Origin of the sequence: Micromonospora sp. CPCC 206061, assembly GCF_036906915.1 — a bacterium.
Lineage (GTDB): Bacteria > Actinomycetota > Actinomycetes > Mycobacteriales > Micromonosporaceae > Phytohabitans.
In genome coordinates, this window is record NZ_JBAKHX010000039.1 from 65576 (window position 1) to 77816 (window position 12241).

The following is a 12241-nucleotide window of genomic DNA, read 5'->3' on the forward strand; positions in this document are numbered from 1 at the left end:
GCTGCGCCGCTACGCTGTCGCCGTGACTGCGCAGCCCGACACCGTGTACGGCGCCGATGACCTCACCCATCTGGAGGGGCTCGACGCCGTTCGCAAGCGACCCGGTATGTACATCGGGTCCACCGACAGCCGCGGCGTCAACCACCTCCTCAACGAGATCGTCGACAACTCGACCGACGAAGGTGTCGCGGGCCACGCCACCCGCATCGAGGTGACCCTGCACGACGACGGCTCCGTGCAGGTCGACGACGACGGCCGCGGCATCCCCACCGACGTGCACGCCAAGTCGGGCCTCTCCGGCGTGGAGCTCGTGCTGACCCGGCTGCATGCCGGCGGCAAGTTCGGCGGTTCGGGATACAAGACCTCCGGTGGCCTGCATGGCGTGGGCGCCTCGGCGGTCAACGCGCTGTCCAGCCGCTTCGACGTCACCGTGCGGCGCGCCGGCAAGGTGCACCAGATGACCTTTCAGCGTGGCGTGCCCGAGGCCGGCCTCCAGGTGGTCCGCAAGATGCGGGCCAGCGAGTCCACCGGCACCTCCATCCGCTACTGGCACGACGCGCGGTACTTCGAGAAGAGCGCCGCCCTCGACCTTGACGCGGTCCGCGCCAAGCTGCGCAACACCGCGTTCCTCGTGCCGGGTGTCACCTATGTGCTGCGCCACCCCGAGGGCGAAGAGTCGTTCGTGGCCCCCAACGGCCTGGTCGACATGGTCGACTTCCTTGCGCCGGCGGGCGACCGCGCGGTCTGCGGCACGTTGGTGATCAACGGCAGCGGCACCTACCGGGAAAACGCCGCCGACGAAAACGGCGTCATGCAGTCCAACGTGGAGCGTCGGGCCGAGGTCGAGGTCGCGCTCCGCTGGGGCACCGGCTACGAGCGCACCGTGGAGTGCTTCACCAACACGATCCGCAACGTGCATGGCGGCACCCACCGTAAGGGCTTCGACCGTGCGGTCGTGCGGGCGCTGGTCGAGGCCATCCGCAACACCCGCGGCCTGCTCCGCCCGAAGGAAGACGCGCCGGTCCTCGACGACGTGCTCGAAGGCATGACCGCCGTCATCCACGTGCGCATCCCCGAGCCGCAGTTCACCTCGCAGACCAAGGACGAGCTGTCCACCGCCGGCATCACCAAGGTCATCCAGTCGGTGGTCGAGCAGCACATCAAGGCGTGGGTCGACGGGCGCAAGACCAAGACCGAGGCGCGCACGGTCCTACAGAAGATCGTCGAGGCGGGCCGGGTACGCCTCACCCAGAAGCAGCAGAAAGACGCCGCCCGGCGCAAGACCGCGCTCGAAGGCGCGGCCATGCCGGCCAAGCTGGTCGACTGCCGCTCGACTGGCGTCGAGCGCAGCGAGCTCTTCATCGTCGAGGGCGACAGCGCGCTCGGCACCGCGCGCCTGGCGAGGTCTTCCGAGTACCAGGCCATGCTGCCGATCCGCGGCAAGATTCTGAACGTCCAGAAGGCGACCATGCAGCAGGTGCTCGACAACGTCGAGTGCTCCGCGATCGTGCAGGTGCTCGGCGCCGGCTCCGGCCGCACCTTCGACATCGGCTCGATGCGCTACGGCCGGGTGCTCATCATGGCCGACGCCGACGTCGACGGCTCGCATATCCGCACGCTGCTCATCACGCTCTTCGCCAAGTACATGCGCCCGGTCATCGAGGCCGGCCGGCTCTACGCCGCCATGCCGCCCCTCCACAAGATCGTCACCAAGGGCCGCGACCCGCGCACCATCTACACCTACACGCAAAACGAGATGCTGAGCACCGTCGCGCGTCTGGAAAAGGCCGGCAAGCAGATCGTCACCCCGATCCCGCGGTTCAAGGGTCTCGGCGAGATGAACGCCGACGAGCTGTGGGACACCACGATGAACCCGGCCACGCGCTCGGTACGCCGCATCACCCTCGACGACGTCGACGCCGCCGAGCGCGTGCTCGAACTGCTCATGGGCGACGCTGTCCCGCCGCGCCGCTCGTGGCTGATCGACTCGTCCAGTCGGGTCGACGAAGAGATGATCGACGCGTGAGGAGCGCACGGTAGATGGCACGCCGCAAGGGCTCGCAGCCGAAGGCCGACCTGGCCGCATTCGACCAGGCGGGCGCGCACGTCCACGACAACCCGCTGGTGCGCGAGGTCGAAGACTCCTACCTGGAGTACGCCTTCTCGGTCATCCACTCCCGCGCGTTGCCCGACGCGCGCGACGGGTTGAAGCCGGTGCACCGCCGCATCCTGTACTCGATGAGCGAGCAGGGCCACCGTCCCGATCGCGGCTACGTCAAGTCCGCGCGCGTCGTCGGTGACGTTATGGGTAAGTACCACCCGCACGGGGATGGTGCGATCTACGACGCCATGGTGCGACTCGCCCAGGACTTCTCGCTCAACGTGCCGCTCGTCGACGGGCACGGCAACTTCGGGTCGCCAGACGACGGCCCGGCCGCGTCGCGATACACCGAGGCCCGCATGTCACGCGAGGCGATGCTGCTCGTCGGCGAGCTCGGCGAGGGCACCGTCGACTTCAAGCCCAACTACGACGGCTCGCTCGAAGAGCCCAAGGTGCTGCCCGCGGCGTTTCCCAACCTGCTGGTCAACGGCACGTCCGGCATCGCGGTCGGCATGGCCACCAACATGATCCCGCACAACCTCGGCGAGGTCATCGCGGCCACCCGTTGGCTGATCACTCACCCCGACGCCACGCTCGACAAGCTCATGCAGTTCGTGCCCGGCCCCGACCTGCCAACCGGTGGCCTGCTGCTGGGCCTCGACGAGGTGCGCAAGGCTTACGAGACCGGGCGCGGCGTGGTGCGGATGCGCGGCAAGGTCGAGATCGGTCCGCTGGAGGGCAGCCGCGGCCGGCAGGCCATCACGGTGACCGAGCTGCCGTACGGTATCGGCGCCGAAAAGGTCATCGAGAAGATCACCGACGAGGTCAACAAGACCAAGCGGCTCCAGGGCATCGCCGACGTCAAAGACCTCACCGACCGCGAAAACGGCATCCGGCTCGTCATCGAGTGCAAGGTCGGCGTCAACCCGCAGGCGCTGCTCGCCGACCTGTACCGGCTGACCCCGCTGGAGCAGTCGTTCGGCGTCAACAACCTCGTGCTGGTCGACGGGCAGCCGCAGACGCTCGGGCTCAAGCAGCTGCTCGAGGTCTTCCTCGCCCACCGATACGAGGTGGTGACCCGCCGCACCACGTTCCGGCGGCGCAAGCGGCAGGAGCGGCTGCACCTGGTCGAGGGCCTGCTCATCGCGCTGCTCGACATCGACAAGGTGGTCCGGTTGATCCGGGCGAGCGAAAACGCGCAGGACGCCAAAGACGGCCTGATGCGGCAGTTCAAGCTCTCCGAGATCCAGGCCACCTACATCCTCGACACGCCACTGCGCCGGCTCACCAAGTTCGACCGGTTGGAGCTGGAGACCGAGGGCGAAAAGCTGCGCGGCGAGATCGCCGAGCTGTCCGCGATCCTCGACGACGAGTCGGTGCTCAAGAAGCTGGTCTCCGACGAGCTGGCAAAGATAGCCAAGGAGTTCGGCTCCGAGCGGCGCACCACGCTGATCGACGGCGACCTCAAAGAGACGCTGGCCGCGTCCGTGCCCGCCGGGCCGCTGGAGGTCGGCGACGACCCGTGCCAGGTCATCCTCTCCGCGACCGGCCTCGTCGCCCGCACGGCCGTCGAGTCCGAAGAGGCACCGGAAGGCCGCAGCCGCAAGGGCCGGGTCAAGCACGACAGCGTCCGCGCCCTCGTCCACTCCACCGCCCGCGGCCGGGTGCTGCTGGTCACCAACCGCGGCCGTGCCTTCAAGACCGACGTGCTGCCGCTGCCGGTACTGCCGGAGCACACCGGCACGGTGTCGCTGAGCGGTGGCATGTCCGCGTCCGAGCTGCTGCCGCTGGAGCCCGGCGAAAAGGTCATCAGCCTGGCGCCGCTGTCCGAGACCGACTCGCCAGGCCTCGCGCTGGGCACCCGAGAGGGTGTGGTCAAGGTGTGCTCGCCGGAGTGGCCGGTGCGCTCCGACGAGTTCGAGGTGATCAGCCTCCGCGAGGGCGACGAGGTGATCGGCGCCACCTGGCTGACCGACGGCTCCGAGACCTTGGTGTTCGTCAGCTCCGACTCGTCGCTGCTGCGATACGAGGCGAAGGCGGTGCGGCCGCAGGGCCTCAAAGGTGGCGGCATGGCCGGCGTCAACCTCGCGTCCGGGGCGCAGGCGGTGTTCTTCGGCGCGATCCGCACCGACGATCCCGAGCACGGCGAGCCGATGGTGGTCACCTCGACGGGCGCCAGCGTCAAGGTCACGCCATTCGCCCTGTACCCGGCGAAGGGGCGCGCGACGGGCGGCGTACGGGCGCAGCGCTTCCTCAAGGGCGAGGCCAAGCTGGTGCTTGCGTGGGTCGGCCCCCGCCCGGCCGCCGCGACCACGACGGGCGACCCGCGCGAGCTGCCCCCGGTCGACGACCGCCGCGACGGCTCCGGCTCCGCGCTGTACGGCCCCAGCGTGGTAGGCCACCTAATCGAACGCGCCTGACCAGCGCCGCGCGCCGCGCCCCGCGCCCCGCGCCCCGCTTGGGCCTGCCGATCAAGGGCAAATGCACGTGGTTGGATCTCCGATCCACGTGCATTTGCCCTTGATCGATGAGAATGCCCTTGATCGGCGTTGTGGTACATCCTTACGGCGCCGGACCGGCGCTCATTCGCGCTACCGCTCGCGGCCTTGCGCCAGGGCCGCAACAAACGCTCAAGATTGACTTGGTCCGGGCGACCCGGACCTCCGCGGCACCTTGGCCTCCGAAATGCCGAGCGGGGCAGTCCGGTTGGCCGGCGCCCGATGGCGCCCGCCCGATCGCGGCGAAGGATCTTGACGCGGCGGAGGATCGCTTAACTCAACGGCGTCGATCAAGGAGATATTGATCGATCAAGGGAAAATGCACGTGGAAAAGAGATCAAAGCACGTGCGTTTGCCCTTGATCGGCGGGGAGAGCGGCGCCCGCGGCTGGCGGGAAGAGTGGTGTCCGCGGCTGGCGGGGAGGGTGGTGTCCGCGCCCGGCGCGGGCCTGGGTCAGCGGGAGGTCAGGTATTGGAGGGCCGCCGCCATGTCGGCGCGTACTCCCGCCTCGTGTTCCGGCGTGAGCGGGCCGCGCGGCGGGCGGGTCGGGCCGCCGTAGCTGCGGCCGACGATGTCGATGCTCAGCTTGATGGCCTGCACGAACTCGGTGCGCGAGTCCCACCGGAAAGCGGGCACGAGGTGGCGGTACAGCTCGCGCGCCTCGACGATCCGGTCGGCCCGTGCCAGCTCGTACAGCTCGACCGCCTCCGCCGGGAACGCGTTCGGGTATCCAGCGAACCAGCCGACCGCCCCGTTCACCAGGCTCTCGAAGAGCAGGTCGTCGGCGCCCGCGATCACGTCGATGTCGCAGCGCTCCCGGATTTCATAGACGCGCCGCACGTCGCCGGAGAACTCCTTGATCGCGACCACGTTCGGAATCGCGGCCAGCTTCGCCACCAGCGAAGGCACCAGGTCGACCTTGGTGTCGATCGGATTGTTGTACATCATGATCGGCAGGCCGACCTCGGCCACGCGGGTGTAGTGCTCGATGACCTCCGCCTCGGACGCCCGATACAGGGTGGGCGGCAGCAGCAGTACCCCGTCCGCACCGTCCTGTCTGGCGAGTTCGGCCCAGTGTCGGGCCTGGTGCCAGCCGACCCCGTGCACCCCGGCGACGACGAGCCCGCGCCCGCCGACGGCCTCGACCGCCACCTGCACGACCTTGCGGCGTTCGGCGTCGGTGAGCGACGAGTACTCGCCAAGCGAACCGTTGGGGCCGACGCCGCGGCACCCGTTGCTGATCAGCCAGTCGCAGTGCGCCGCGAAGCGTTCGTAGTCGACGGCGAGGCCGCCGGGCGCCGCGGGATCGGGGGTGAACGCGAGCGTGGTGGCGACGATGACGCCGCCCAGGTCCATGGTCATCCTTCCAGGATGGCGGCGAATCGCCGTTCCGCCAGGTCGAGTTGATCGGCGATGTGCCGCTTTGCGTCGTCGTCGAGCGGCGTGTCGGCGCGGGCGACCAGTTCGCGCAGGATGGGCACCAGCGGCCGGTACTTGGTGGCCGCCCGGTGCACCTTCGGGCCCGTGGTGTGTATGACGCCTACGCCGTTGTCGGTGAAGTCGGACGCCTTGATGACCCGCGCCCACGGGTGCCGGTCGAGGCTCTCGGCCAGATGCTCGCGGTACTGCTCGTCGCTGTCGCGACCCGGGTCGTACTCGGGATTGGTCACCGACCGCACCAGCTCGGCTACGCGCGGTCCGAAGTCGCGGGCCAGCACGGCGAGAGCGGCCTGGGTCGGCTCGGCGGGTGCGCCGCCGGCCAGCGCCTCCGGGTGGTCTTCGACGGCGTCATGCAGCAGGGCGGCCACGATGACGTCGATGTCGCGCACCCGGTAGTACGTGATGATCCTGGTCGCGACCCGCAGCAGGTGGTTGAGGTAGGGCTCGCGGACGCGGCGGTGGTCGCGGTGCAACCGCGACGCCAGCTCCAGCGCACGCTCGATCCGCACCTGGTCGGCCTCGTCGAAACGCTCGATCTCCAGAGCGAATCGCCGCCGTAGTCCCTCCTCGCCGTAGACCTCCGTGATCGCGTGCAGCGGCAGACTCAACAGGTACGTCGGGGTGGCGTCCTCCATGCAGCCCTGTCTACACGATCGCTTCCAATCGCGGTGGCCGCCCGACGCCGGGCGCGACAGACTGAGAGGGTGAAGCTGGGAATCCACTACTGGACCTACTCGACCCCCAAAGACCCCACTCAGATCGCCCCCACGCTCGCCGAGACGGCTCGGATCGCCGAGCAGGCGGGCTTTTCCGTGTTCACGGTCATGGACCACTACTTCCAGATGGAGGGCACGGCCTCCGCGGACGACCCGATGCTCGAGGGCTACACGACCCTCGGCTACGTCGCGGCGAAGACCGAGCGCATGACCCTCGGCCTGCTCGTCACCGGCGTCATGTACCGGTATCCGGGACTGCTCGCCAAAATCGTCACCACCCTCGATGTGCTTTCCGGCGGCAGGGCGCGGCTCGGCATCGGCGCGTCCTGGTACGAGCGGGAGCAGGTCGGCCTCGGCGTTCCTGTGGTGCCGGTCAGCGAACGCTTCGAGCGGCTCGAAGAGACGCTGCGCATTTGCCTTCAGATGTGGAGCGACGACAACGGTCCCTTCCACGGCAAGCACTACGAGCTGGCCGAGACGCTGTGCGTGCCGCAGCCGCTCACCCGGCCGCGTCCGCCCATCATGGTCGGTGGCGGCGGCGAGAAGAAGACGCTGCTCATGGTGGCTCGGTACGCCGACGCCTGCAACATCTTCGGCACGAGCGTCGGCGACGTGAAGCGCAAGTTCGACATCCTGCGCGACCACTGCGAGGCCGAAGGGCGCGACTACGACCGGATCGAAAAGACCGTCGCGATCGTCCGGCCACCACTGGCCGATGTGGACGGTTTCCTGACCGACGCGGCAGGCTTCGCCAAGCTGGGGGTGACCGAGCTTCAGTTCATGCCCGACCGGCATCCGGTGGAGTTCACCGAGCAGCTCGCCGAGCGGATCCTGCCCCGGCTAGCCGACATCGGCTGAATCGCCCGGCGATCCGGGTGAGGTGACCTGCGGTAGTGGGCTCGGCGGGTTACCGTCGAAGGCGATGACCGTCGTGGAAGGCTCCGTCGAGGAGGGTGACGAGCAGGTCGCGGCCGGGGAAGCCGGCGGCGACCCGCCAGCTGCTGTCCACCAGCGGGCGCTCGCCCTGACCGAGTACCTGCTGGCCGTGCGGGCGTTGCTGGACAAGCCGGTCCGCACCGTGCCGACCACCGACGCGTACTGGCAGCACGACCTGCCCGAGTCCGAGGAGTGCGCACTCGGCCCGCGCCAGCCGGGCGGTAGCTGGCTGCGCGTGGGCCGCCCGGAGCCGCCGACTCCGCCGTCGATACCGACCGGGCTGCTGCGCCACCTTGCCTGGGATCTCTCCGCCACCGCGCCGCCCACTCTCGGTGACGACGCGCCGGAGGACACGCGCGCCGAGTTCACCAGCTGGCACGAGCAGGAGTGGGCGCCGTGGTCGCGGGCGCACCAGCGGGCCGAGGCGGCGCGCCGCCTGCACGACCGGCTCTACGACCTGCGGTACCGCGTCGACATCGACGCCGCGCGGGTCGAGCTGGTCTGGGGCCATGCGGTGCTGCGGCACGCCGGCGTCGAGTACCCGTTGCTGGCCACGCCGGTGGCGATCGAGTACGACCCGGACGCGGCCGCGGTCACGGTCGTGCCGCAGGGTCCGGCACGCCTTCAGGCGGACGCCCTGGCCGATGTCGACGAGCGGCGAGTGGCCGACCTGCTCGACCTGGGCGGGCCCGGTGGCCAGGTCGACGTCGACCCCTGGGATCCTTCGGAGCGGCACGACTTCGCCCGCCGGGCACTGCGCCGGCTCGGGCTCGACGCGACCGTGTGGGCAGGTCTGGGTGAGCCGCCCGAGGGCGGCCACGTGTACGACACGGGCGTGCTGTTTGTCCGGCCCCGGCAGCGGATGGTCCGCCGCTTCCTCGAACGCCTCCGCGACCGCCTGGCCAGCGAGCCCGACGCGGCTGTCGGCGCGCTCGCCGCCGTACTCGCGCACGAGCCCAGCAAGCTGCGAATGCCCGACGACGACCCCGCCGACTGGACGCGCGTCGGCGAGCGGCTGCTCATGCCGATGGCCACCAACGACGCCCAGGAGTCGATCGCCCGCCGCCTGGCCGCGCACCGGGCGGTGGCGGTGCAGGGTCCGCCGGGTACGGGAAAGACCCACACGATCCGCAACCTCATCTGCCACCTGGTGGCGCACGGCAAGCGGGTCCTTGTCCTCGCGCAGAAGGAGGACCCGTTGCGGGTCCTCCGCGACGGCCTGCCCGCCGACATCCAGCCGCTTTGTCTCGCCGTGCTGGGACGCTCCGCCGACCAGCTCGTGCAGCTTCAGGTCGCCGCGCGCGAGCTGTCCGACCGGGCGGCGACGCTCGACCAGGAGGCCGAGGCCGCGTGGGTGCGCCGGCTGGTCGCCGACATCGAGGCCGGCCAGGCCGTCTTCGCTCAGGCCAGGTCGCTTCTGCTCGACGCCGCCGAGCGCGAGGCCGCGACCTACGAAGGGCGCGGCGCGGGCGAGGTCGGCGAGTGGCTGCGCCGGCACGAGGCCGACAATCTGGTACCGGATGCCGTGCCGCCCGGCACCCCGCCGCCCCTCGACGCGGCGGAGTTCACAGCGCTAGCCGACCTGGCGCGCCGCATCCCCGCCGCCGACCGTGCGGCCGCGCTCGCCGCGCTGCCCGAAGACGGCGTGCTGCCGACCGGTGAAGACATCGCCACGGCCGCAGACGCGCTGCGCGACGCGCGCAAGGTGGTCGACGCGCTGCGCGACCGCGGTCTGTCCATTGAGGGGGTACGCCGGCTCGGCGCGACCGCCCTCGACGAGCTGGCCGCTGCCCTGCGCGGCGCCGTCGACGAGCTGACCCGGCGGGAGGGGAGCTGGACCGACCGGCTCGGCCAGCTCATCCGCGACCCGAGCTGGCGCGTGGTGTGGGACGACCACGTGGCGGCGTGCCAGCAACTGCTCACCGAGCTGGGCCGTCGCACCGCTTTCGTGGCCGGCCGCCGCGTAACCGTCCCAGAGCCGCACGCCGCCCAGCCGCGCAAACTGCTCACCCAGCTCAGCGAGGTGCGTGCGCGATACGCGGCGGGCAAGCCGATCCGTCGCCTCACGCACGCCGAGCTGGCCCGGCTGGTCGCCGACGTTCACGTCGACGGCGAGCCCTTGCGCACCACCGACGACGTCGACCTGGTGGTGGCGTCCGTCCAACGTGACCAGTTGCGGCAGCAGCTCGCCGCCCGGTGGGGCGAGTGGCGCACCCGCCTCGACGCGCCCGTCCCCGACACGGGGCCCGAGCCCGAGCTGTGGGCCGGCCGCCTGCTGAGCGTGGCGGTCGAGGCGCTGGACTGGGAGAGCCGCCGCTGGCCAGAGCTGCGCACGACCCTCGCCGTGGCGCACCCGCGCTGCCCGCCCGACGCCGACGCCCGCCGTCTCGCGGAGCTGGCCGGCGAGGTCGAGGCCGCCGGCAACGTGTTCGTGCTCGACCGGCTGATCGCGGAGCACACCGAGATGACGGGCTGGCTGCGTGCCCACGCCGCTGAGTCGCCGATCCACCAGTCGCTCGCGGTCGCTTGGGAACGCAACGATCTGGTCGCGTGGGACGCCGCCCTGGCCGAAACTCGTCGACTGTGGACGCTTCGGCCGGACACCACCCGGTACGCGGCTCTGCACGCCCAGTTGGCGACCGTGGCGCCGCAGTGGGCCGCGACCATCGACAGTGGAGCGGTGCCAGCAGATGGCGCGGCGGCACTCCGGGCGTGGTCGTGGCGGCAGGCGCAGACCTGGTTCGACGGCGTGGTAGGCGATGTGGACGGTGCCGACCTCGGCCGCCGCCTGGAGCGCGCCCGTGACCAGATCCGCCGCCTCACCTCCGACCTGGTGGTGTCGTCGGCCTGGCTGGAGGTGTCGCTCACCCTCGACGACCGCCGCAAGGCGGCGCTCGCCGACTGGACGGCCGCGCTTCGCAAAATCGGCAAGGGTACCGGCAAGAGCGCCGCCCACTGGCAGGCGGCCGCCCAGCGCGCCATGTCCGAGGCCGTCACCGCCGTCCCTGTCTGGATCATGTCGATCGACCGGGCGCTGGAGCAGTTCGCGCCACATGCAGCCAGTCGAAATGGGGACGGGCAAGCGCTCGACAGCCAGCCGCCGATCTTCGATGTGGTAATCGTCGACGAGGCGTCGCAGGCCGACGTGTTCGCGCTGCCGGTGCTGAGCCTGGCCCGCCGCGCCGTCGTGGTGGGCGACGACCAGCAGATCGGCCCGCAGCTCGTGGGCATACCCGGCGAGCGGGTCAACGCGCTGATCAACACGCACCTCACCCCGGCGGGCGTACCGTCGGCCGAGCACTTCGACACCGAGAGCAGCCTGTACGACCACGCGGTGCGGCGGTCACCGCAGCGCATCCTGCTGACCGAGCACTTCCGCAGCGTGCCGACCATCATCGGGTTCTCCAGCGCCGCGTACTACGACGGCAAGATCCAGCCACTGCGCGCCTCGCGAAGCGGACTCGACGCGTCGGTGGTCTCGGTGCACGTGCCCGACGGTCGCCGCGAGACCCTGCCCGAGTACGGCGAGGTCAACGTCGCCGAAGCCGAGGCCCTGGTCAAGCGGGTCGCCTCTATCGTCGCCGACCCCTCGTACACCGGCCGTTCGCTCGGCGTGGTCAGCCTGCTGTCCGGCAGCGGGCAGGCGGCATACCTGCTGCACCGGCTGCGCGAAGAGATCGGCCCCGACGAGCTGGAGCGCCGTGAGCTGCGCGTCGGCGACCCGTACACGTTCCAGGGCGACGAGCGCGACATCGTCCTCGTATCGATGGTGGTGGCCAGCGCGGACGGTGCGATCGGCGCGTTCACCAAGCGCGACTTCCACCGCAGGGTCAACGTCGCCGCGTCCCGTGCCCGCGACCAGATGTGGGTCTTCCACTCGGTGACCCTCACCGACCTGCACGCCGACGACGCCCGCGCCGCCCTGCTCGCGTACGCCCAACGCCCGCCGGCCGCGCAGCCGGTGGCCGGCGAGCCGGTGACAGAATTCCAGCGGGCGGTGCTGCGCCGGCTGACCGAGGGTGGGCTGCGACCCGTGCCGCAGTACCGCGTCGGCACCTTCACCGTCGACTTCGTGGTCGCCGCGCCCGACGGGCGGCGGCTGGCGATCGAATGCGACGGCGACAGTTACCACGGTGCGGAGGCGTTCGCGCACGAGCTGCGCCGGCAGGCGATCCTGGAGCGCGTCGGCAACTGCGTCTTCGTCCGCCTCCGCGCCAGCACCTTCCACCGCGACCCGGACGCCGCCCTCCGCCCAGTCTGGACCCGCGCCGACGAGCTAGGCATAGTAACCACACCCCCCACCCCCCTCCCGCCGTCCGCGCCTCCCGCGCCTCCCGCGGCGTCCGCGCCTCCCGCGCCTCTCCCCGCCGATCAAGGGCAAACGCACGTGGTTTGATCTCTTTTCCGCGTGCGTTTGCCCTTGATCGATGGCGATGCCCTTGATCGCTGCGGGCCGGGCGGCGTCGTGTCGAGGTCCGGCGGCGCACCCCGAGTTCCGCAGTTCGTAGGCACGCGAGTGTGATCGGTTCTGAGTCGTTGCTGGTCAGCGA

Annotated in this window: 6 protein-coding genes; 4 read left to right on the forward strand and 2 right to left on the reverse strand. The window is 70.6% G+C overall.

Annotation, left to right across the window (positions count from 1 at the left end; translation table 11 throughout):
* The first annotated feature begins 22 nt into the window (after positions 1–22).
* Together V6V89_RS24420 and V6V89_RS24425 are read left to right on the forward strand one after the other, a co-directional pair.
* Positions 23–2026 (forward strand): DNA gyrase/topoisomerase IV subunit B, encoded by a 2004-nt coding sequence (locus V6V89_RS24420; RefSeq protein ID WP_334621631.1) that lies wholly within the window; start codon positions 23–25, stop codon positions 2024–2026.
* A gap of 14 nt (positions 2027–2040) precedes the next feature.
* Positions 2041–4521 carry a DNA gyrase/topoisomerase IV subunit A gene (locus V6V89_RS24425; protein ID WP_334621632.1) on the forward strand — a complete coding sequence of 827 codons (2481 nt, stop codon included), beginning with the start codon at positions 2041–2043 and terminating at the stop codon, positions 4519–4521.
* A 531-nt stretch (positions 4522–5052) separates the two neighbouring features.
* On the opposite strand, the gene V6V89_RS24430 is transcribed toward V6V89_RS24425, so the two are convergent.
* On the reverse strand, positions 5053–5961 hold the full coding sequence (locus tag V6V89_RS24430; RefSeq protein WP_334621633.1) for a dihydrodipicolinate synthase family protein: 909 nt from the start codon (positions 5959–5961) through the stop codon (positions 5053–5055).
* A complete protein-coding gene (locus V6V89_RS24435; RefSeq protein ID WP_334621634.1) occupies positions 5958–6674 on the reverse strand; it encodes an HD domain-containing protein in 717 nt (238 codons plus the stop codon). The genes V6V89_RS24430 and V6V89_RS24435 overlap by 4 nt, the downstream gene beginning before the upstream one ends.
* A gap of 69 nt (positions 6675–6743) precedes the next feature.
* On the opposite strand from V6V89_RS24435, the gene V6V89_RS24440 reads away from it, so the two are divergent.
* A complete protein-coding gene (locus tag V6V89_RS24440) occupies positions 6744–7613 on the forward strand; it encodes an LLM class F420-dependent oxidoreductase (protein ID WP_334621635.1) in 870 nt (289 codons plus the stop codon).
* Positions 7614–7677: 64 nt separating this feature from the next.
* The gene (locus tag V6V89_RS24445) at positions 7678–12087 is read left to right on the forward strand and encodes an AAA domain-containing protein (RefSeq protein WP_334621637.1); all 4410 of its coding nucleotides are present in this window, start codon (positions 7678–7680) and stop codon (positions 12085–12087) included.
* Positions 12088–12241: the final 154 nt, after the last annotated feature.